This window comes from bacterium (assembly GCA_036382775.1).
GTDB lineage: Bacteria > Hydrothermota > Tepidihabitantia > SM23-42 > JAOAFX01 > DASVHD01.
The window spans coordinates 45,760-69,216 of record DASVHD010000032.1; the positions used below are offsets into that span (position 1 = coordinate 45,760).

At 52.0% G+C, this 23,457-nt stretch carries 20 protein-coding genes; all 20 read left to right on the forward strand.

Translation table 11 applies throughout. From position 1 onward, the window contains the following. Positions 1-5: 5 nt before the first annotated feature. The 20 genes from VF399_07005 (at position 6) to VF399_07100 (ending at position 23,315) form a co-directional block, all read left to right on the forward strand. Entirely contained in the window at positions 6-1,676 is a 1,671-nt protein-coding gene (locus VF399_07005) for a glutamine--tRNA ligase/YqeY domain fusion protein (protein HEX7320084.1), read from the forward strand. 22 nt (positions 1,677-1,698) lie between these two features. Next, complete coding sequence (gene meaB, locus VF399_07010; GenBank protein ID HEX7320085.1) at positions 1,699-2,655, forward strand: methylmalonyl Co-A mutase-associated GTPase MeaB; 957 nt, start codon at positions 1,699-1,701, stop codon at positions 2,653-2,655. Then, on the forward strand, positions 2,652-4,283 hold the full coding sequence (locus VF399_07015) for a methylmalonyl-CoA mutase family protein (protein HEX7320086.1): 1,632 nt from the start codon (positions 2,652-2,654) through the stop codon (positions 4,281-4,283). The genes meaB and VF399_07015 overlap by 4 nt, the downstream gene beginning before the upstream one ends. A gap of 223 nt (positions 4,284-4,506) precedes the next feature. Further along, complete coding sequence (locus VF399_07020) at positions 4,507-4,968, forward strand: cobalamin B12-binding domain-containing protein (GenBank protein ID HEX7320087.1); 462 nt, start codon at positions 4,507-4,509, stop codon at positions 4,966-4,968. A 43-nt stretch (positions 4,969-5,011) separates the two neighbouring features. Continuing rightward, positions 5,012-6,229, forward strand: coding sequence for an MFS transporter (locus VF399_07025; GenBank protein ID HEX7320088.1), 1,218 nt, complete (start codon positions 5,012-5,014; stop codon positions 6,227-6,229). A gap of 35 nt (positions 6,230-6,264) precedes the next feature. Further along, positions 6,265-7,110: an MBL fold metallo-hydrolase gene (locus VF399_07030; GenBank protein ID HEX7320089.1), complete on the forward strand. Its 846-nt coding sequence runs from the start codon at positions 6,265-6,267 to the stop codon at positions 7,108-7,110. 54 nt (positions 7,111-7,164) lie between these two features. Next, positions 7,165-7,596 (forward strand): four helix bundle protein, encoded by a 432-nt coding sequence (locus tag VF399_07035; GenBank protein HEX7320090.1) that lies wholly within the window; start codon positions 7,165-7,167, stop codon positions 7,594-7,596. Between the two features lie 32 nt (positions 7,597-7,628). Further along, on the forward strand, positions 7,629-9,176 hold the full coding sequence (locus VF399_07040) for an acyl-CoA carboxylase subunit beta (protein ID HEX7320091.1): 1,548 nt from the start codon (positions 7,629-7,631) through the stop codon (positions 9,174-9,176). 139 nt (positions 9,177-9,315) lie between these two features. Beyond that, complete coding sequence (accC, locus tag VF399_07045) at positions 9,316-10,809, forward strand: acetyl-CoA carboxylase biotin carboxylase subunit (protein HEX7320092.1); 1,494 nt, start codon at positions 9,316-9,318, stop codon at positions 10,807-10,809. A gap of 1 nt (position 10,810) precedes the next feature. Further along, entirely contained in the window at positions 10,811-11,308 is a 498-nt protein-coding gene (locus VF399_07050; protein HEX7320093.1) for a biotin/lipoyl-containing protein, read from the forward strand. 143 nt (positions 11,309-11,451) lie between these two features. Continuing rightward, entirely contained in the window at positions 11,452-12,999 is a 1,548-nt protein-coding gene (locus VF399_07055) for a methylmalonyl-CoA mutase family protein (protein ID HEX7320094.1), read from the forward strand. 223 nt (positions 13,000-13,222) lie between these two features. Next, positions 13,223-14,311: an alanine dehydrogenase gene (locus tag VF399_07060; protein ID HEX7320095.1), complete on the forward strand. Its 1,089-nt coding sequence runs from the start codon at positions 13,223-13,225 to the stop codon at positions 14,309-14,311. Next, positions 14,308-15,603 (forward strand): acetyl-CoA hydrolase/transferase C-terminal domain-containing protein, encoded by a 1,296-nt coding sequence (locus tag VF399_07065; GenBank protein HEX7320096.1) that lies wholly within the window; start codon positions 14,308-14,310, stop codon positions 15,601-15,603. Before VF399_07060 ends, VF399_07065 begins: the two co-directional genes overlap by 4 nt. After that, positions 15,600-15,992 (forward strand): methylmalonyl-CoA epimerase, encoded by a 393-nt coding sequence (gene mce / locus VF399_07070; protein HEX7320097.1) that lies wholly within the window; start codon positions 15,600-15,602, stop codon positions 15,990-15,992. Before VF399_07065 ends, mce begins: the two co-directional genes overlap by 4 nt. A gap of 31 nt (positions 15,993-16,023) precedes the next feature. Beyond that, entirely contained in the window at positions 16,024-17,418 is a 1,395-nt protein-coding gene (locus VF399_07075) for a PLP-dependent transferase (protein HEX7320098.1), read from the forward strand. A 13-nt stretch (positions 17,419-17,431) separates the two neighbouring features. Next, positions 17,432-18,799 carry a threonine synthase gene (gene thrC, locus VF399_07080; GenBank protein ID HEX7320099.1) on the forward strand — a complete coding sequence of 456 codons (1,368 nt, stop codon included), beginning with the start codon at positions 17,432-17,434 and terminating at the stop codon, positions 18,797-18,799. 6 nt (positions 18,800-18,805) lie between these two features. Further along, positions 18,806-20,017, forward strand: a complete 1,212-nt coding sequence (locus tag VF399_07085; GenBank protein HEX7320100.1) for a cofactor-independent phosphoglycerate mutase — start codon at positions 18,806-18,808, stop codon at positions 20,015-20,017. 244 nt (positions 20,018-20,261) lie between these two features. Beyond that, entirely contained in the window at positions 20,262-21,308 is a 1,047-nt protein-coding gene (locus VF399_07090; GenBank protein HEX7320101.1) for a hydroxymethylglutaryl-CoA synthase, read from the forward strand. 228 nt (positions 21,309-21,536) lie between these two features. After that, on the forward strand, positions 21,537-22,685 hold the full coding sequence (locus VF399_07095; GenBank protein ID HEX7320102.1) for a thiolase domain-containing protein: 1,149 nt from the start codon (positions 21,537-21,539) through the stop codon (positions 22,683-22,685). A gap of 240 nt (positions 22,686-22,925) precedes the next feature. After that, positions 22,926-23,315 (forward strand): Zn-ribbon domain-containing OB-fold protein, encoded by a 390-nt coding sequence (locus tag VF399_07100; GenBank protein ID HEX7320103.1) that lies wholly within the window; start codon positions 22,926-22,928, stop codon positions 23,313-23,315. The last annotated feature ends 142 nt before the right edge of the window (positions 23,316-23,457 follow it).

The following is a 23,457-nucleotide window of genomic DNA, read 5'->3' on the forward strand; positions in this document are numbered from 1 at the left end:
GGCCCATGGGTAAAGATTTTATAAGGGAAATAATAGACGAACACAACCGCACCGGCAGGTTTGGCGGAAAGGTCCGCACGCGATTTCCACCCGAACCCAACGGATACCTGCATATAGGCCACGCCAAAGCCATCTGCATCAATTTCGGGATCGCGTCCGAGTACGGCGGTAAGTGCAACCTGCGCTACGACGATACCAATCCCGCGAAGGAAGAGACCGAGTATGTTGATTCCATAAAGCGGGATATCCGCTGGCTGGGATTTAACTGGGAAGACAGGGAATTTTACGCGTCGGACTATTTTGAACAGTTGTACGAGTTCGCCGTTAAGCTCATCAAAAAGGAAAAAGCGTACGTATGTGATTGTTCGCCGGACGAGGTCCGCGAGATGCGCGGCACCCTTACGGCGCCTGGACGGGTATGCCCGCACCGTTCGCGTACGGTCGAAGAGAACCTGAAGCTTTTCGATAGCATGAGAAAAGGCGCGTTCGCCGATGGCTCAAAGATCTTGCGCGCGAAGATCGATATGGCGTCAGGTAATATCAACCTTCGCGATCCGGTCATGTACCGCGTCCTCAGGGCGGCGCATCACCGCACCGGTGACGCCTGGTGCATTTATCCCACCTATGATTTCACGCACGGCGAATCTGATTCGATTGAAGGGATCACTCATTCTATATGCACTTTGGAATTCGAGGACCATCGTCCTTTGTATGATTGGTTCCTCGATGAACTTGATGTCCATCACCCGCAACAGATTGAATTTGCGCGGCTGGACATGACGTACACCATGATGAGCAAGAGAAAACTGCTCGCTCTCGTCGACAAGGGCATCGTGAGTAGCTGGGACGATCCCAGGATGCCGACATTGTCGGGCTTGCGCCGACGCGGTTGTACGGCTGAAGCCATCAGGATATTCTGCGACACCATCGGCATCGCCAAGAACAATACGGTGGTGGATATCGAACTTTTTGAACACTGCCTCCGCGATGACCTGAACAAGCACGCGGCAAGGATGTTCGCCGTGCTGCGCCCCTTAAAGGTCGTTATCACCAATTACCCACAAGACGCGGAAGAAGAGCTGGATTGCATCAATAATCCCGAGGATCCGGCCGCTGGTGCGCGAAAGGTCCCGTTTTCACGCGAATTGTTCATTGAAAGAGACGATTTTATGGAAGAACCGCCTAAAGAATTCTTCCGGCTCGCGCCGGGGAGGGAAGTGCGGCTGCGGTACGCATATTTCCTGCGCTGCACTGATGTTATAAAGGATGCATCCGGTATGGTCACGGAACTGCGCTGCACTTATGATCCCGCGACCAAAGGCGGCGATGCACCGGATGGAAGAAAAGTAAAAAGCACCCTGCACTGGGTGTCGGCGAAGCATGCGATAAAAGCCGAGATGAGATTGTACGACCGGCTGTTCACCCGGTCCGACCCCAACGAGGGCGGTGATTATATGATGAATCTTAACAGCCGTTCGCTTGAGGTTCTGAACGACTGCCGCATTGAACCGGGACTGGCCGGTGTGCAGCCGGGAGCGCGTTTCCAGTTCGAACGGCTCGGTTATTTCTGTGCTGACCTCGACACGAAACCGGACCTTCCTGTTTTTAACCGCACTATCACGCTGCGCGATACGTGGGCCAAGATCCAGAAAAAAATGAAGGCCGGTGTCGGATAATGCGGCTGGGATTGTTCTGAACATGGATACGATCAAGCGTTTACGGCAGGGTGACAAGAGAACCATCGGTCAGGTCATGAGCGAGGTCGAGAACGGCGATTCCCGAAAGACCCTTGAAAGATTATATGTTTTTTCCGGTCGCGCTTTTCAGATCGGCATCACCGGCCCGCCGGGTGCTGGCAAGTCGACCCTGGTGAACGCGCTTGCGGAAAAGTTGTTGCGGGACAACAAAAAGGTTGGTATCATCGCGGTCGATCCCACATCACCGTTTTCAGGCGGGGCCTTGCTCGGCGACCGCGTGCGGATGACTGCGCTTGGACAAAACCCCAATGCTTTTATCAGGAGCATGGCTTCGCGGGGCAGTCTCGGCGGGCTTGCCCGCAAGACCAAGGATATTGCCCTGGTTTTGGACGCGGCGGGCATGGACTATATCGTGATCGAGACGATCGGTGTGGGGCAGGTGGAATTGGATATCGCCCAGGTCTGCGATACGACGATCGTCGTGCTCGTGCCGGAATTCGGGGATTCGATCCAGGCATTGAAGGCCGGTTTGCTTGAGATCGCCGACATTATCACGGTCAACAAGGGCGACCGGGACGGCAGCGACCAGCTGGTCATGGAGCTCAAGTTCGCATTTGACCTTAGACCGCAAAAACTTCAGTGGCAGTGTCCCATCATTAAAACCGTCGCAACCGAAGACAAGGGCGTTGCAGAATTGCTGTCAGCGGTTATCCAACATAAAGATTACCTGTTCAGGACCGGCGAATTCGAAAAAAGACGCAAGGCCAGGATTACTGTCCAGATCAATGATCTGATCCATGATCGGATAAAGGATCACCTGGAAAAAAATATTATAAGCAGCGACGAGCTGAGCAAGATCATTGATGCAATCTATCAGCGCAAAACAAACCCGTATCAAATAGCGGACCGGATCGCTATGAAGATCATCAGACCCGGGTATCGAGGAGGATCGGCATGAAAAAAGAAGCTTGGGAAGAAAAGTTAAAGGCATGCAAGGAGCGGTACCATAAGTTCACGACCGTGTCCGGCATGCCGGTAAAACCCCTGTACGCTCCTGATGACCTGCCAAATTTTTCTTACGAGAACGATCTCGGTTATCCCGGCGAATTCCCGTATACCCGCGGGGTTCAGACCAACATGTACCGGGGACGGCTGTGGACGATGCGCCAGTTCTCGGGTTTTGGTACACCGGTGGATACGAACAAACGTTACAAGTATCTTATGAAGCACGGGCAAACCGGCCTTTCCGTAGCGTTTGATTTTCCCACACTTTATGGCCGCGACTCGGACGATCCTTTTGCCCATGGTGAAGTGGGAAAATGCGGGGTCGCCATTGACACGCTCAGGGATATGGAGATCCTGTTCGACGGGATCCCCCTTGACCGGATATCGACGTCCATGACCATCAACCCGCCCGCGGCGATGCTTTTGGCCATGTATATCGTGGTTGGTGAAAAACAGGGCGTTCCAGCCGATGTACTGACCGGCACGATCCAGAATGACATGCTCAAAGAATACCAGGCGCAAAAAACCTGGATCTACCCGCCCGAACCTTCGATGAGGATAATCACCGACACGATGGCTTACTGCGCAGAGAAAGTACCAAAGTGGAATACGATCTCCATTTCGGGGTATCATATCCGGGAAGCCGGGTCCACGGCGCTACAGGAACTGGCGTTTACGCTGGCGAATGGTTTTACTTATGTTGATTATGGTATAAAAGCGGGGCTCGTGGTCGATACTTTCGCGCCGCGGCTCTCGTTTTTCTTCAATTCCCATCTTGATTTTTTCGAGGAGATCGCAAAGTACCGGGCGGCGCGCCGCATATGGGCTCGGGTTATGAGGGATAAGTACGGCGCAAAAGATCCGAGATCGTGTTTGTGCAGGTTTCATACGCAGACTGCAGGTTGTACCCTGACGGCTCAGCAGCCGGAGAACAACATTGTCCGGACCGCCTTCCAAGCCCTGGCCGCGGTCCTCGGTGGCACGCAGTCCCTGCATACCAACTCGATGGATGAAACCTATGCGCTGCCGACCGAACGCGCCGTGAAGATCGCCTTGCGGACCCAACAGCTTATCGCTTACGAGACCGGAGCCAGCCATTCCATGGACCCGCTCGGCGGTTCTTATCTCGTCGAGTCGCTTACTAACGAAATGGAAAAAGGCGCCAATGAATACTTTGAAAAAATAAACAGCCTGGGCGGCGTTGTGCCGGCGATCCAGAAAGGTTTTTTCCAGAAGGAGATCTCGCGTAGCGCTTACGATTATCAAAAGGCGCTGGAGCGGAAAGAGAAATATCATGTCGGGGTTAATGTCCTTGAGGAAGAGGAAAAGTCGACTATGGAGCTGCTGAAGATACCCGCCGCGGTTGAGCGCGAGCAGGTCAAAGCCCTGAACAAGATCAAAAAGGAACGGAACAATGCCAAAGTCAAGGAGTCGCTGGAACAGCTGCGCAAAGCCGCGGCCGGCAATGAGAATTTGATGCCCAGGCTCCTTGAATGCGTCCGTGTCTACGCGACGCTGGGCGAGATGTGCAGCACGTTGAAAGAAGAGTTCGGCGTTTATCAGGAACCGATCATATTTTAAATTCGAAGCACGAAATCCTAAATCCCGCTTCGTGTCGAATACTCAGCATGAGACATAAACAAATCCCAATGACCGAAATCCCGAAAATATCCCCCCCACCTCAATCCTCCCCCTCGAGGGGGGAGGGAAAGGGAGGGGGTGCGTTTGGAATTCGGGTGTTTGAATTTTGAATTTGTTTCGGATTTAGATATTAGAATTTAGGATTTTCCCGGAAGGAGGTTTTATGGATAAAAAGATCCGCGTCTTAGTCGCTAAACCGGGGCTCGACGGTCATGATCGCGGAGCCAAGGTTGTCGCGGCTGCCCTCAGGGATGCTGGCATGGAGGTAATTTACACCGGTCTCCATCAGACATGCGAAAGCATCGTCGAAGCCGCTGTCCAGGAAGATGTCGACATCGTCGGGCTTTCGATCTTGTCGGGTGCGCACATGACGCTTTTCCCGAAAATATTGAAGCTCTTAAAGGAAAAACGCGCGTCCAGGATAAAGGTCATCGGCGGCGGGATTATACCGCTGGGCGATATGAAAAAGTTGGAAAAAATTGGTGTTAAGAAGATCTTTGGACCAGGTACCCCGACCGGCAAGATCATCGAATGGATAAACCATAGCACTGGTAAGAATTTAGCAAAACCCGCGGCAAAAAAAGCGGTTGACAAACGACCGCGGCGTAAAAAACGCACGAAGTGAAAAGCGCGGCCAAGTGTTCATCCCGGCAACATGAGATCATGATATGACAACCGACCAGCCATTGAGGGTATACGGATACCGCTGGGCCGTACTCGCGGCTTTCATGTGGATTGCGGCCATGACTCAATTGCTGTGGATAACGTTCGCGCCCGTTACCAGTATGGCCGCCCGGTTTTATGCGACATCCGATCTGATGATCGGTTTTCTGTCCATGAGTTTCATGATCATTTTCATAATAATGGTCATTCCGTCGGCATGGGTAATAGACACGTACGGGTTCTCTTTTGCGGTCAAAGTAGGCGCCGTATTGACCGCGGTTTTTGCACTGTCGAGGGGGATCTTTGCTTCGAGTTTTACAGCCGTATTTTCGTCCCAGATGGGGATCGCCATCGGCCAGCCATTCGTGGTCGGATCGATCACCAAACTTGCTGCCCGATGGTTCCCTTCCAATGAACGGGCCACGGCCGTGGGACTAGGGACGCTTGCCGTCTACCTTGGCATACTGGCTGCCATGCTGTTAACCCCTCATCTCACTATCCATCATGGTCTGAAAGGGATGTTGATGATCTATGGGATAACTGCCGTCATCTCTGCCGGCGCTTTCGCCATCATCGCCAGAGAACACCCGCCAACGCCGCCATGCCCTGCCGAACAGGAGACTCGCAGCCTGATGTTCGATGGTCTTAAAAAGATGCTGAAACAGAAGGACTTTATCCTGCTATTGATAATATTTTTCATTGGACTGGGCATGTTCAATGGTATTTCAACATGGATCGAGAATATTATCAGGGCGAGGGGATTTTCCATATCCCAGGCCGGAGTGCTTGGTGGACTGATGCTGATTGGAGGCATAATCGGCGCGATAATCATGCCGCTGTTATCCGACCGGTATCGAAAGAGAAAAGTATTTATGCTGATATCATTGATCGGACTGACACCTGGTCTTATCGGCATGACCTTTACCACGAGTTACTGGATCTTGTTGGCCGCGGGATTTGTCTTCGGATTCTTTTTGCTTAGCTCAGGTCCGATAGGATTCCAGTACGGCGCGGAGATCACATACCCCGCACCTGAAGGAACTTCCAACAGCCTGCTTCTGCTCATGGGGCAGATCTCCGGCATTATTTTTATTGTCGGCATGGACATGTTCAAGTCACGCGAAACCGGCGCCATGACCAGTTCACTGCTGATGCTTTGCGGGTTAACGATATTGAGCGTCATCCTCTGCTCGGTGCTGAAGGATTCACTCAAGCGCAGTTAAGCGAAGACGGCAGTGATCAAGGGAGAGGTCGAATTATGAAGGATAATTCATTACGGCTGGGTGGATTCAAACTCACGCCATTGTCCGACGGGACCTTCTGGCTTGACGGCGGAGCGATGTTCGGGGTCGTGCCAAAAGCACTTTGGAACAAGCTCAATCCCGCCGATGAATTGAACCGGATCGAGCTGGCGCTGAACACGCTGCTGATACAGACGGGCAATGCGAACGTGCTTGTCGATACCGGGATCGGCGCCAAGGTCGACGCGAAATTCACCGAGATGTACCGGTTCGAGCGCGCGGAAACACTCGTCGATTCTCTCAAACGATGCGGTCTTGATGTAAATGATATCGACTACGTGATCAACACGCATCTTCATTTCGATCACTGCGGCGGCAACACGGTAGCGATCGATGGCAGGTCGGTGCCGACGTTCCCGCGTGCGAAATATATCATCCAGAAACTTGAATGGGAAGATGCATTGAATCCCAATGAAAGAACCCGGGCAAGCTATTTAAAGGAGAACTTCATTTCACTTGAGGAAAAGGGGCAGTTGAACCTGGTCGAAGGCGGCCTTGAGGTTACGCCAGGGATAAAGGTTATGAGAACACCGGGACATACGGCCGGTCATCAGTCGGTTTTGATCGAATCTGTAGGCAAGAAGGCGATGTACTTGGGCGACCTTATGCCCACGACATCGCATTTCAAAATCCCGTATGTCATGGGATATGACCTCTATCCCTTGGAGATCATGGAGACCAAGAAAAAAATTATCGACCAGGCGATCAATGAAAAATGGCTATTTATCTTTGAACACGATCCGAAAGTGATATTCGCTTACCCCGTTGAGGAAAACGGAAAACGAATGTTGAAAGAAATTTAGTTTTACGGCTTCGCCACTCGTATCGTCAAAAAAGCAAAAAGGCGTCGATAACATATGATAAAAAAACCTATAAGAAGTTTTAAAGATTTGGATGTCTATCAAAGTACTTATCGCGCATCTTTGACAATCGCCGGTAAAATTTTGCCGAAGTTACCTGATAGTGAAAAACATGATCTACGTAGTCAATTAAGCAGGTCGTCAAAAGCAGTTCCACGATTAATCGCTGAAGGGTTTGCTAAAAAACACCAGAAGCTAGGTTTTCAGAAGTATCTTGATGATGCAATGGCTGAATGTAACGAGACAATTGTCAGCCTTGAACACACTAAAGATATTTACTCATTGGAAACTGAACTATGTATTGTTCTTGTTGACGTTTATGATAAAGCCGCCCGCCAACTATTTAATCTAGCCGAAGCATGGGATTTGTTCAAGAATAGAAGACGAACGACGAAGCCGTATAACGATACGGGCAGCGATGCCGTTTAACGTTCAACGTATTTAACAGATAAGGAGTACTTATGAAAATCAAGGACAAGCTAAAACATCTTGAGCAGCTAGAGAAAGAGGCCCGTCTCGGCGGTGGCGAAGCGCGGATAAAAGCACAACACGACAAAGGCAAGCTGACGGCGCGCGAGCGCATTGACCTGTTACTGGACAAAGGAACTTTCCGGGAGACCGACATGTTCGTCACGCACCGGTGCAGTGATTTTGAGATGGAAAAGACCCGGATCCTTGGCGACGGTGTGGTTACGGGTTACGGACGGATCAACGGGCGTCCCATATGCATATTTGCCGAGGATTTTACCGTCTTCGGCGGCTCGCTTTCTATCACATATGCGCAAAAGATCTGCAAGCTTCAGGATTTAGCGGTGAAGACGGGGTGTCCAGTCATCGGCCTGAAGGATTCCGGCGGCGCCAGGATCCAGGAGGGAGTGGACAGCCTTGCCGGATATACCGACGTATTCCTGCGTAATGTCCTCAGTTCGGGTGTGGTGCCTCAGATATCGGCCGTTATGGGGCCATGCGCAGGCGGTGCCGTCTACTCTCCAGCCATGACCGATTTTGTCATTATGGCGGGTGGTTCCTACATGTTCTTGACCGGACCGGATGTCGTCAAAGCCGCGACCCACGAGGACGTGACATTCGATGAGCTGGGCGGTGCGATGGTCCATAACGAAAAGTCCGGAGTGGCGCATTTTGCCGTTGACACCGAGATAGAGTGCATCGAACTGATAAAAAAATTAATGTCCTACATCCCGCAGAATAATCTTGAAGATCCGCCGAAGGTAAGCTGCAGCGATGATGTTAACCGGGGCGACAAGGAGCTTGACACTGTGGTCCCTGACAGCCCCAACAAGCCCTATGACATGCTGGACGTCATTCATAAGGTCGTGGACAACGGTGATTTTCTGGAAGTGCACAAGCACTATGCGCGGAACATGATCGTCGGTTTTGCGCGGTTCAACGGGCAGTCGGTAGGTATTGTCGCTAACCAGCCGGCGGTCCTGGCCGGCGTTCTGGATTGCGATTCCGCAATGAAGGGCGGACGGTTCGTAAGATTTTGCGACTGCTTCAATATACCGATCGTCACCTTCGTTGACGTGCCTGGGTTCCTGCCGGGGACGGCACAAGAATGGGGGGGCGTGATCAAGAACGGTGCTAAACTGCTTTACGCGTTCTGCGAAGCGACCGTTCCCAGGGTGACCGTGATCACACGCAAGGCCTATGGCGGCGCCTACTGCGTCATGAGCTCGAAGCATACCCGCGCCGACATAAATTTCGCGTGGCCCAGCGCCGAGATAGCGGTGATGGGTCCGGATGGGGCCGTGAAAATATTGTATCGCAAGGAACTCAAGGAAGCAAAGGCGCCGCGCGATCTTGAAAAATCACTGATCGATGACTACACCGATAAATTCGCGAATCCCTTCGTGACCGCGAGCAAAGGATACATTGATGCAATCATCCGACCGTCAGAGACAAGACCGCGCATCATCGAATCGCTGGCGATGATCGAGAACAAACGGGATAAGAACCCTCCTCGAAAGCACGGGAATATACCGTTATAAAGATCGTCTGTCGTTATGGGGCATAGCCGCTCGTTTCATTTTATTCAATTTTTTTGGTTCAGATCGTTGACGTATAACGAAGCCGTACAACCATACAGGCAGCGATGCCGTAGAACGTTCAACGGAATTCATAAAAGCTATGTTTAAAAAGATCCTGATCGCTAACCGCGGCGAGATCGCGGTAAGGATATTAAGGGCATGCCGGGAAATGGGTATCGCCACTGTGGCTGTTTATTCGGAAGCCGATCAAACAGGGCTTCATGTGATCTATGCGGATGAGTCATATTACCTGGGGCCGGCGCCGGCACGCGACAGCTACCTCAAGATCGAGGCCTTAATCGCCATTGCCCGGGAAAGTGGCGCTGAAGCCATTCACCCGGGGTACGGGTTCCTGGCCGAAAATGAGGATTTTGCACAAGCCTGCGCCGATAACCGGATCGTGTTCATCGGTCCGAGCGCCCGCGCGATCCGACTGCTGGGAGACAAGATCGCTTCCAAAAAAACGATGGTATCGGCCGGCGTTCCCGTCGTTCCAGGCAGCCCGGGTGCCGTAACCGGCGATGCCGAAGCGTTGAAACTCGCCGGATCAATCGGCCTGCCTGTTCTCATAAAGGCATCGGGCGGGGGCGGCGGCAAGGGAATGAGAGTCGTGCGGGGTGAAAAGGATCTGCCGGCAGCCCTGAAACAGGCACGCGGCGAAGCGCAGTCCGCCTTCGGTAATCCAACCATCTTTATCGAGAAATTTCTCGATGCTCCCAGGCACATAGAATTCCAGATCCTGGCGGATGAACACGGCAATGTCATACACCTGGGGGAACGCGAATGCTCGGTCCAGCGGCGGCATCAAAAACTGATCGAAGAATCGCCATCCGCGATCATGAACGGTAAGCTCAGAGCCACGATGGGTGAAGCCGCCGTAAAAGCAGTAAAGGCGTCTGGTTATACCAACGCCGGGACCGTCGAGTTCATGGTCGACAAAGGTAAAAAATTCTATTTCCTGGAGATGAACACGCGGCTTCAGGTCGAACACCCGGTTACCGAGCTGGTTACTGGTGTCGATATCGTGAAAGAACAGCTGAGGATCGCTGCCGGCGAAAAGTTGAGCTTGCATCAGGAACAGGTACAGATCACGGGCGCGGCTATCGAGTGCCGCATATCGGCCGAAGATCCGGCGGCTAATTTCGCTCCCTCAACGGGCAGGATCAAGCACTGGCTGGGACCAGGAGGGCCGGGGGTCAGGTTGGACAGCGGAGTTTATGAAGGATTCGAAGTCCCGGTCTATTACGATCCACTCATCGCCAAGCTGCTGGTGTGGGCGTCCAGCAGGGAAGAGGCGATCGAAAGGATGGAACGAGCGCTCGGCGAATTCAATATTGATGGTATAAAAACGACCGTGCCTTTTCATCGTCTGGTAATGGCGAACGAAAAATTTAGAAGCGGCAATTATGATACGACGTTCATTGACAGCGAATTGGGAGCCATTGTATACGAAAAGAAAGATCAGGAAATCGCCGCGATGGCAGCGGTCGTGTTCAAGGTCAGAAAAGAACATGAAGCTTCGGCCGGCATATCGGGCGCTGACCACGGACCGGGGATAAATCCCTGGAAACAGGCCGGAAGGCCGGTCCTATAACATGGCTTACAGCGTAAAGATCGATAACCTGGAATTCAAAGTCGATGTTAAGGCGACGGACGCGGGTTACTCGTGTACCGTTAACGGGAAAGAACTCGCGGTCCGGGTTCTTGAGAAGGGGCGTCATGGTGAACTCTTATTTATGATCCAGAACCACCCCTTTATCGTGTCTTCAAGTCCTGACGGCGATCTCATCGTAGTCAATGGCATGGAATACGCTTGCGATGTCATCGACGAGCAGATCAAAAAACTACTCATGGCGAGCCCGGATGCATTGCATAAAAAGGAACTGGTCATTGTGGCGCCCATGCCGGGTTTGGTCATTGATATCGAAGTGCAGGAAGGAAACCCGGTAAAGCAAAGCCAGGGGCTGCTCATCGTTGAAGCGATGAAGATGCAGAACGAGATCAAAGCGCCAAGAGAAGGCGTTGTAAAAAAGATCTTTGTCCAGAAAGGGCAGACCGTGAATAGTAAAGACAAACTGGTAATAATAGAGTAATTGAGTAAAAAAAAGGAGTTATACGGCATGGCCACTCGTTTCGATTTACGGCATCGTCATACGGGGATTAAACAAACATATAACGACAAACGTCTTACGATACGAGCGGCGACGCCTTATAACGTAAAACAAATGATATCGTAATGCTATTCACTCCTGATAACATTAAAGATCTCGAATACACGCGGGATCTCGGCGATCCGGGCGAATATCCCTTCACGCGCGGCATCTACCCATCGATGTACTCGGGCCGCTTGTGGACAATGAGGCAGTATGCCGGTTTTGGCACGGCCAAAGAATCGAACAAACGATATAAATACCTGATAGAACACGGCCAGACCGGATTATCAGTCGCATTCGATCTGCCGACCCAGATGGGCTACGATTCCGACCACCCTTGCAGTGAAGGTGAAGTGGGTAAGTGCGGTGTCGCGATCGATACGCTCGGCGACATGGAGACCTTATTCGACAGCATACCCCTTGACCGCGTAAGTACATCAATGACCATAAACGCAACCGCTTCAATCATCCTGGCCATGTATGTTGCCGTCGCCGAGAAACAGGGCGCGTCGCCGGCGGTTCTTGAAGGCACGGTGCAGAATGACATTCTAAAAGAATATATAGCCCGCGGAGCATACATATATCCGCCAGCAGCTTCGCTGAAGCTGACGGTTGACATAATTACCCATTGCAGCAAATACCATCCCAAATGGAACACGATATCGATCTCGGGTTATCATATCAGGGAGGCCGGCGCGACCGCTGCTCAGGAAATTGCTTTTACCATCGCCAATGGCATCGCTTATGTTGATGCCGTTGTTCAACGCGGAGGACTTGATGTTGATTCATTCGCTCCGCGCATCTCGTTCTTTTTCAACGCTCATAATAATTTTTTCGAAGAGATCGCAAAATTCCGCGCGGCGCGCAGGCTGTGGGCCAAAATAATGAAGGAGCAGTTCCTGGCAAAAAACCCTAGATCATGGATGCTCCGTTTCCACACTCAGACCGCGGGTTGCACGTTGACTGCGCAGGAGCCTGAAAACAATATCGTGCGCGTTGCCCTGCAGGCACTCGCGGCCGTTTTTGGGGGAACGCAAAGTCTGCACACGAATTCTTATGATGAAGCGCTGTCTTTGCCGAGCGAACAGGCAGTAAAATTGGCGCTGCGCACGCAGCAGTTGATCGGTTATGAAAGCGGGGTTTCCGAATTTGTAGACCCGCTGGGCGGCGCTTATTGCATCGAATCCATGACCAATGACCTGGCGCACGAAGCACTGGATTACTTGGCAGAGATCAAGGCTATGGGGGGTGCCATAAGCGCAGTCGAGAACGGTTATTTCCAAAAAGAGATCCACCAGAGCGCCCGTCAGTATCAAAAGCGGATCGAAAGCGGCGAGATAAATGTTGTCAGTGTCAACAAATTTGCCGGCGAGAAGACGAATGGATACCCGGTCATGCGCATTCCCGCAAAAGCGATTGGGAAGCAGTTGAACGCGCTTAAAAAGATCAGGCTGAAAAGGGACAGGGCGCGCGTTGGATCGGTATTAAGCAAACTGTCAAAAGCTGCAATAAATAATGAAAATCTGATGCCCCCGATCCTGGATTGCGTCAGGGCATACGCAACTGTCGGTGAGATTTCTGACTCGCTGAGAGAAGTATACGGGGAATATAAAGAGAAAAATATATTTTAAATCCGAAGCACTAAATCCGAAATCCCGCTTCGTGTCGAATACTCAGCATGAGACATAAACAAATTCTAATGACCGAAATCCCAAAAATATCCCCCCCACCTCAATCCTCCCCCTCGAGGGGGGAGGGAAAGGGAGGGGGTGCGTTTGGAATTCGGGTGTTTGAATTTTGGATTTGTTTAGGATTTAGATATTAGAATTTAGAATTTACTGAGAAGGAGGTAAAATGATATTTGGGATTCCCAAGGAGCTGCCGCCATTCAAGGAGACGCCCGAATACCGGGTGGGTCTTTCGCCGATGGCGGCGAAAGAGCTGATATTATGCGGAGCTCAGGTCTATGTCGAGAGCAAAGCCGGCGAAGGCGCTGGTTTTTCCGATGATGAATACCAGAAAGCCGGAGCCAAAGTAGTTTTTTCGAAAGAGGAAGCATATATACGTTCGGACATCATCCTGAAGGTCCGGAGGCCGCAACAGGAAGAATACCAGTTCATTAAGGAGAACCAGGTGATCATGGGGTTCATGCATCTTGTGACGGCGCGCAAGGAATTTTGTACCATGGTGAACGAAAAAAAGATCACGCTCGTCGGATATGAGATCATTCAGAGGAGTGATGGCAGGCTGCCGATCGTGATCCCAATGAGCGAGATGGCCGGAAAACTGGCGGTGCAGCTGGCCGCAAGGTTACTGGAATCGCCAGGTGGAGGGCGAGGAATCCTTTTGGGCGGTCTGCCCGGCATCCCGCCGGCAGAGGTCGTCATTCTCGGTGCCGGAACGCTTGGCCGCACAGCCGCAAAATGCTTTGCCGGGATCGGCGCCAATGTCTATGTAGTGGATGTCATCCGCGACCGTCTTGATACCCTTGCCCGGCACTCTGAAGGCAGCAAGATAACGACCATGTTCGCGACCAGGCACAATATTGAAAAACTGGTCAAATTTGCCGATGTTCTGATCGGCGCCGTATTGCTGCCTGGCAAACGGTCGCCGATCCTCGTCACCAATGATATGGTGCCGACAATGAGGAAGGGTTCAGTAATTATCGATTTCTCGATCGACCAGGGCGGGTGCATTGAGACCGCCCAGGTCACGCCGACCGGTAAGTTCATATACACGGTCCATGATGTCATTCATTTCTGCATGCCCAATGCCACCACGCTGGTCGCCAGGACTGCCACTCACGCGATCTCCTCCGGCATCTACCCGTATTTAAAGATCATGACCGAACTCGGTTTTGAAAGGACGATCCGGGAATACCCGGAGATAAACCTGGGTATCTACGCTGAACAGGGTGAGATCAAGAAGGAGTACCTCGTATGAGCTGGTTCAATGACTATAAAAACAAAAGATGTTCGCTGACGGAAGCCGTCTCTGTTGTCAACAGCGGGAACCGCGTGTATATCAGCGGGAACGCTGCTACCCCGTTTAGCCTTATGGAAGCGTTATCGCAGCGAAGAGATGAGCTCAAGGACGTGGAGATCACGCACGTACTGCTCTTCGGCGATGATCCTCTTTCAAAACCCGGCATGGAAGGGCATTTCCGTCACAACTCGCTGTTTGTTGGGCCAGCTGACCGCAAAGCGGTCAACGAGGGCAGGGCTGATTACATACCGGTCTTCCTGTACGAGATACCGGACCTGTTCTATTCGGGATTGCTGCCGCTCGATGTCGCCTTCCTGCATCTTTCACCACCGGACGAGCACGGCTTCATGAGTTTGGGCGTCGAGTGCCTGTGTTCCAAGGCGGCGGCAGAGACGGCCAAGATCGTTGTTGCCCAGGTGAACGACCGGATGCCGAGGACGCTTGGAGATTCCTTCATGCATATTTCACGGGTTGCAAAAATCGTAGAGATCTCGAGGGACCTTCCCGAACTCGAGAGCGCTCCTTTTACCGAAGTGGAAAAGAAGATCGGACAGAATATCGCCGACCTGGTCGAGGATGGAAGTACGCTGCAGCTTGGGATCGGGGGTATTCCCAACGCCGCCCTGAAAGCGATGTTCAGTAAAAAAGACCTTGGTGTGCACACGGAAATGGTGTCCGACAGCATTATCGAAGCGATCGAGGCGGGGGTCGTGACCGGCGCCAAGAAAGTTCTGCATCCTTACAAGGTGGTCGCTACCTTCTATCTAGGATCCCGGAAAATGTACGAGTTCATCGATAACAACCCCACGTTCGAAACGCATCCTTCCAATTATACAAACCTGCCTTATATTGTTTCGCAGAACGAAAAAATGGTGGCGATAAACTCAGCGATCGAGGTCGACATTACGGGCCAGGTTTGCGCGGATTCGATCGGAACAAAGATCTACTCGGGGTTCGGCGGACAGGTCGATTTTATCCGGGGCGCAGCGCAGTCAAAGAACGGCAAACCCATAATCGCCTTGCCCACGACCGCGAAGAACGACACGGTCACGAAGATCGTTCCGACACTGCAGGTGGGCGCCGGAGTTGTAACCACGCGAGCGGATATTCACTACTTGGTGACCGAATACGGAGTGGCGTATCTGCATGGAAAGAACCTGAGGGAAAGAGCGCAGCTGATCATCGGAATCGCTCATCCCAATTTCAGACCAATGCTGGAAGAAGAGGCGAAGAAACGAAAGATCTTATGAAGCTGGAGCATATCGGCATCGCGGTCAGGAGCATCGAGGCTGCGTTGCGGACATGGCGGGACGCGATCGGCCTCAAGGTAGTCAGCGTCCAGGAGGTCCCGAACCAGAAAGTACGAGTCGCCATGCTGCAGTTCGGCACGTCGCACATTGAACTTCTTGAGGCGATATCCGAAGACAGCACGATAAGTAAGTTCATTGAAAAAAAAGGCGAGGGGCTTCATCATATCTGCATCGAAGTGACCGATATCGAAGAGAAGCTCCGACAGTTGAAAAAACGCGGGGTCCTGTTGATCGATGAAGCTCCGCGTCCCGGCGTAATGGCGTCAAAAGTCGCATTCGTGCACCCCCGTGACACGGGTGGTGTGTTGATCGAGTTGTGTGAAAAATAGGCAATGATGTTATGTACGCAGAGGAGGCATTATGAATGACGGCGTCAAGAAATACGTTGACCAGGCGAAGAAAGCACTGGGCGAACGCGAACGTTATATCAGGGAAGAGGTTAAAAAGTGGCGTTTTGACACGATCGCCGTTCATGGCGCGTATTCGGTCAAGGAAGCGATCGAGAACAACCAGGGTGCGATCATCGAACCCATCTTCCTCAGTTCAGCGCAGGCATACCGGGACAGCGATGAAATGGAAGCCGCGCAGTCATATCTGATCCCGAGCTGGGCGTACAGCCGGATCCATAATCCATCAGTCGGTTATCTCGAGGACACGCTGGCGCTGCTCGATGGATACGGTTATAAGGGTGATACGGGCTGCTGCGCAGCATCCTCCGGCATGTCGGCTATCGCCAGTGTTACTGATCCATTGCTGGTAAAATTGACGGATAAACCAGCCGAAGCGATAAATTTTGTCGCCAGCTGCCAGGTGTACGGCGGCACGTTCCAGCAGTTCAATGTGCGAAAAATGCAGGAACGGGGGATCGAATGCCGTTGGGTCAAAGATCCGAACGATCGCGACGAATGGGCCTCAAAGATCGACAAGAACACCCGTTTTCTATTCGGCGAACTGCCATCCAACCCGGGATTGGCTTTCTTCGATCTGAAGAAAATGATCGATCTCGCGCATGAAAACGGCGTACCGTTCATTACGGATTCCACGATCGCCACGCCGGCGCTGCTGCGGCCTATTACGTTCGGCGCGGATATTGTCGTGCATTCAGTGACCAAAACGATGACGGCAGGCGGGTTAACTATCGCCGGTGCCGCCATTGCCCGTAAGAATATCATGTCCAGGATACCAAATGATCAGCTGAAAGCGGATTTTACCAGCTATATCAAGCTGTACCCTAATCGCGATATGGGATGGAGTTTATCGCCGTTACAGGCGATCCTGTCGTTGAATGAGATCCGCACGCTCCGCACCAGGGTCGATGTCTTGAGCCAGAGTGCAATGAAGGTCGCAAAATTTCTCGAAAAGCATCCCAAGGTTGCACGGGTCAATTACCTCGGTCTTGAAAGCCATCACTTGCATGAGATCGCCCGAAAGTACCTCTGGCTGGTCGACGCGGAATATGACGAGCGGTACCAGAAGCCGGTCAACCGGTACGGTCACCTGCTTTCGTTTCAGTTAAAGGGCGGCGTCGCTGCGGCGCGCGCCACGCTTGACGGTCTGAAGAGGATATGGCGCGCCACTGATCTGGGCCGGATAAAATCGATCGCGACGATCCCCTCGATCTCGACCCATCAGCAAATGGGCGAAAGTTGCCGTTCCCTCGCTTCGATCCCGCCTGATCTGTTCCGCCTTTGTGTCGGCGCAGAACATCCCGATGATCTGATCGCGGACCTTGACCAGGCGATCGGGAAAGCCTGATACCCGCCTCGATATGGCATCACCGTTTTATTACAGTACAAACAAGAAAGCGCCGTTGGTCTCTTTGAAAGAGGCGCTTTTGAAAGGGCAGGCGCCCGATAAAGGTCTGTACATGCCATTGCGTTTCGAACCGATCCCGCTGGATGAAATATTCGCGTTCAAGGCTATGCCTTACTCCGAGATCGCTTTTAACGTGCTCAAGCGGTACACGCGCGAATTGATCCCGGATGAAAAACTGCTCCAGCTTTGCCACGAATGTTATGATTATGATGTCCCGCTGGAACACGTTCGTGATGAATGCTATATAATGAGGCTCGACCAGGGTCCAACCGCTTCTTTCAAGGATTTTGCGGCGCGCATGATGGCGCGGTTGATGCGGTATTTTCTCATGGAGGATAAGAGCCGGCTCGTCATTCTCACCGCGACATCGGGAGATACCGGCAGCGCAGTCGCGCATGCGTTCCATAATGTTGACGGTATGTCCATGGTCGTCCTGTTCCCCCAGAAAGAAGTGAGCGACCGACAGCGCAAACAGATGACCACGCTGGGGGGAAACGTTTCGGTCATCAGCGTCGCAGGAAAGTTCGACGATTGCCAGGCCATGGTCAAACGCGCGTTCACGGATCCGGACCTTGCCACGGTCCGTTTCTCATCCGCCAATTCCATCAACATCGGAAGGCTGCTGCCCCAGGCGGTGTATTATTTCTACGCTTTCGCGCGTCTTTCAAAAAAAGAGAGGGGAAAGGATCGAACCGTCGTCTATGCCGTTCCTTCCGGAAATTTTGGCGACATGATGGGCGGGCTCATCGCGTGGCGCATGGGTCTGCCGGTCGAAAGATTCGTCATCGCGACAAATACCAATGACGAATTCCCCGAATTCATGAAAACCGGCAAATACCATAAGATCGAACCGTCGCGCGTTTGTATTTCGAACGCCATGAACGTCGGGCACCCCAGCAATCTAGCCCGGGTAATTGATCTGTACGGCGGCCGCATGGACGAGACCGGCAAGATCGACAAGGACCCGAACCTCGAAAAAATGCGCTGCGACATGCACGCCTTAAGCATTGATGACAACGAAACCAGGGAAACGATACGAACAGCGTACCAGAAGCACAAACTGATGCTCGAACCCCATGGCGCGGTCGCCTGGGCGGCATTGGATAAATACCTTTCAAACATCGACAAACCCGGTCTGGTTGTTTCCATCGAGACCGCGCATCCCGCCAAGTTCCCGGAAGAGATCACAAGGATCACCGGTACAGAACCGGTTTTACCGCCGAGCTTGCAGGGTCTGGATAAGAAAAAGGAAAGCTTTCTGTCTATCGGGAACAACTATGAGGAGTTAAAAAAGATCCTTGCCAGTATGTTCAAAAAGTAATGGTCCATGAAATACATCGTTATCCTCGGCGACGGCATGTCGGATTACCCGGTCAAAAAATTAAACGGCGAGACGCCCCTCATGGTCGCGAAGAAACCATCGATCGACCGGATCGCCCGCAACGGCAGGTGCGGTCTTTTTGTCACCGTGGAAGCGGACATGCCGCCAGGGAGCGAAGTGGCGAACCTGACCGTGCTCGGCTATGACCCGAAGACCTGTTATGAAGGAAGAGGCGTTCTGGAAGCGGCGAGCATCGGCGTCGAACTGAAACCGACCGATATTGCCGCCCGCTGCAACCTTATCTGCGTGCAAGACGGAAAGATAAAGAACCATTCAGCCGGACACATTACAACGGAAGAGGCCGTAGAACTGATAAAAGAGGTTGACCGGCGCCTGGGCGGCGAGATCGTGCGTTTTTATCCGGGGTTAAGTTATCGGCATCTGCTCGTGTTGACGCAGGGTTCGAAAGATCTTGAATGTTTTCCTCCGCACGATAACGTCGGCAGGCCGATAGAGGAGATCCTGATCAAACCGCGCAGCCCTGACGCTGAAAAGACCGCGCAACAGTTGAACGATCTGATACGCCGCTCGAACGGCATACTTGTGCAGCATCCGGTCAATGAAAAGCGAAAAAGAGAAGGTAAGGACGAGGCGAACTACATATGGCCCTGGTCGCCGGGACGACGGCCAACAATGAAGACCCTGCAGGAAAAGTACGGGATCAAAGGAGCCGTAATATCCGCCGTCGACCTGATAAACGGCACCGGTATTTACGCCGGCATGGATGTTATGCAGGTAAAAGGCGCCACAGGGTTATGGGACACGAATTATGAAGGCAAGGCAGAAGCGGTTTTGAACGCGATCGCGGACCACGATTTTGTGTACTGCCACGTGGAGGCGACGGACGAGGCCGGGCACGGCAAGGACCTTGGATTAAAGATAAAAACGATCGAGTATCTTGATAACCGCCTGGTCGAACGGGTGCTTAAAGGTCTCGAAGAGAAGAATATCGAGGCGGTCGTCGCGGTCTTGCCGGATCATTCAACGCCGGTGGAATACGGGATCCACGTCAAAGACCCCGTCCCGGTGGCGATCTGGGACCCGCGCCGACCGGCTGATCCGGTAGTTCGTTTTGATGAGGAATCGGTGAAAAGTGGTTCACTGGGCATGATGCACGGCGCGCAGTTTATGGAGACATTACTTGATTACAAGCGCTAAATTCGAAATTCTAATTTCCGCTTCGTGTCGAATACTCAGCATGAGACATAAACAATATCTAATAACCGAAATCCCAAAAATATCCCCCCCACCTCAATCCTCCCCGCTCGCTGAAAGTCTCGAGCACTGCGAGAGAAGGGGGGAGGGAAAGGGAGGGGGTGCGTTTGGAATTTGGGTATTGGAATTTAGAGATTGTTTCGGATTTAGATATTAGGAATTTGAATTTACCAAGGAAGGAGGTCTAATGATCGGGATTGTCGGCTATGGTTCATATTTGCCTCGATACCGGATCAAGGTTGAAGATATAGCGCATCAATGGGGCAGGGATGCGGATACTATTAAAAAAGGCTTGCAGTTAAAAGAAAAAACCGTGCCAGGAATGGATGAGGATACGATCACGATATCCGTGGAAGCGGCAAAAAATGCTTTGAAAAGAGCCGGTATTGATCCGGAAAAGATCGGAGCAGTTTATGTCGGCTCCGAATCTCACCCCTACGCGGTAAAACCGTCTGCGACGACAGTTGCCGAAGTGCTTGGGATCGTGCCGGAAGTGCATATCGCGAGCTTTGAATTCGCCTGCAAGGCCGGCACCGAGGCGATGTTCGTCGCCTACGGCTTGGTAAAAGCAGGTTTGATGGAATATGCCATGGGGATCGGTACCGATACTTCGCAAGGCGCGCCTGGTGATGCCCTGGAATTTTCAGCCTCTGCAGGTGGCTCGGCATACATTTTCGGCAAAGACAAGGTCGTGGTTGATGTTGTGGAAACATATTCCTATGCCACCGATACTCCGGATTTCTGGCGCCGTGAGCACCAATTCTATCCGCGGCATGGCGGACGGTTCACCGGTGAGCCGGCTTACTTCAAGCACATCTATAATGCCGGACAAGGGATATTGAAGAAAAGCGGTCTTAAACCGGCTGATTTCAAGTATGCGATCTTCCATATGCCCAATGGGAAGTTTCCCATGAGTGTCGGCAAAAAGCTCGGGTTCACGAAACAGCAGATTGAACCCGGATGGATAGTTCCTTTCATGGGAAATACGTATTCAGGCTCTTCTCCTACCGGTCTTTCCGCGGTCCTTGATGTGGCTCAACCCAATGACATGATCTATCTCGTTTCGTTCGGGTCCGGCGCGGGCAGCGATGCTTTTGTCTTCAAGGTCACCGAATTGATCAATGAAGTGCGCGATCGTGCTGACAAGTTAAAGGACATGCTGGAGAATAACCGGATCTACCTTGACTACGGGCAATATGCCAAACATCGCGGCAAGATAATCATGGCGGAATAGTTACAAATCCTAAATCCGAAATACTAAACAAATGCTATCGGAAAAAACGTCTTACGTTATACGTCCTGGCTGCCCGTATCGTTATACGGCGTTGTTATACGGTACTGGATCGTCCCTGACGACAAACGAAGAACGATACGAGCGGCGATGCCGAATAACGAATAACAAGATACCAATGGTTTAGGATTTCGATATTAGGATTTAGAATTTCCCAATGAAGGAGGTTTTATGCGTGAGGTTGTAGTAATCGGCATCGGGATGACAAAATTCGGCGAACTATGGACAAAATCCCTCCGCGATATATACGTCGAAGCAGCGCTGAAAGCGATAAAGGACGCCGGTGTTGACAGGATCGATTCGTTATATGTCGGCAGCATGACACCAGGGCTTTTCGTCGGACAGGAGCACATCGGTGCTTTAATGGCCGATTATCTGGGGTCGGCACCGGTACCAGGGGTGCGGATCGAATCTGCCTGCGCATCCGGCGGTTTTGCCTTCCGACAGGGGTTCTTCGAAGTAGCATCGGGCATGAGCGATATCGTCCTGGTTGGCGGCGTTGAGAAGATGAACGACGGCGCGGATGTCACATACGCGCTGTCTACCGCTGCTGATCAGGAATACGAATGTTATCAGGGTATCACTTTTCCCGGTCTATACGCGATGATCGCCAATGCATACTTTGCCAAGTATGGGGCATCGCGCAAGCACCTGGCAATGGTTGCCGTTAAAAACCATCACAACGGGTCCATGAATCCGAATGCCCAGTTTCCGGTGGAAATTACGGTCGATGACGTGCTTAAGGCGACGATGGTGGCTGATCCGATAACCGTTATGGACAGTTCACCGGTTTCGGATGGCGCAGCGTGTGCAATCCTGACGACACTAGATATTGCGAAAAAAATAAAGAAACCGGCAATAAAAGTGATCGGTTCGGGCGCTGCCTCTGATACACTTGCTTTGCACCAGCGCGACGATATCCTTGATCTTAAAGCCATCCGCGTGGCTGCTGAGCGCGCCTATAAAATGGCCGGATTGAAGCCCGAGGATATCAGTTTTGCCGAGGTCCATGATTGTTTTACGATCGCGGAGTTGTGCATAATCGAAGAGCTCGGATTCGCGAAGAAAGGGAAGGGCGCGGAATCCACGGAAAAGGGCGAAACGGCATTGACCGGCAGGATCCCGATCAATACTTCAGGCGGGCTCAAATCCAAAGGGCACCCCGTAGGCGCGACCGGGATCGCGCAAATAGTCGAAGTGGTGGAACAATTGCGCGGTACAGCCGGAAAACGCCAGGTAAAAAATGCCAAGATCGGGTTGACGCAGAACATGGGTGGCTCGGGCGCGTCGAGCGTGGTACACATCCTTCAGGTTGTTTGACGACCCATGCGCTGGGAGCAACCGCGTGGGCTTTATGATAATCATGAATAGAAATACTAAATTCGAAATCCGAAATCCTAAACAATTTCGAATGACCAAAATTCTAAATATATCCCCCCCACCTCAATCCTCCCCCTCGAGGGGGGAGGGAAAGGGAGGGGGTGTGTTTGGAGCATTGGGATTTTGGATTTATTTAGGATTTAGATATTAGGATTTAGGGTTTTCCATAAAGGAGGTATAATGCCTTCACCGAGATACCGACGCGAGATGCCGCAGCGGTACCGTCTGGAAGCGGCAAAATGCAAATCTTGCGGCAAGATATTCTTTCCGCCAAGGTTGATCTGTTCAAAGTGCAAATCGCAGGAATTCGTTCCGGTCCGACTTTCCGATCATGGCAAGATCATTACGTACACGATCATCAGGGTAGCCCCGGACCAATTCAATACCCAGGTGCCGTACAGCGTCGCGATCGTTGAACTGAAGGACGGAGTGAGGATCACAACTCAGGTCGTGGACTGCCGCCCTGAGGATGTGGCGATCGGCAGAACCGTGAAACTCGTATTCAGAAAAATCCAGCAGGAAGGACATGCCGGGATCATCTGCTACGGGTACAAGGCAGTATTAGTATAAATTCTAAATACGAAATCCGAAACTCCGCTTCGTGTCGAATACTCAGCATGAGACATAAACAATAGCTAATGACCAAAATTCTAAAAATATCCCCCACCTCAATCCTCCCCCTTGAGGGGGGAGGGAAAGGGAGAGGGTATGT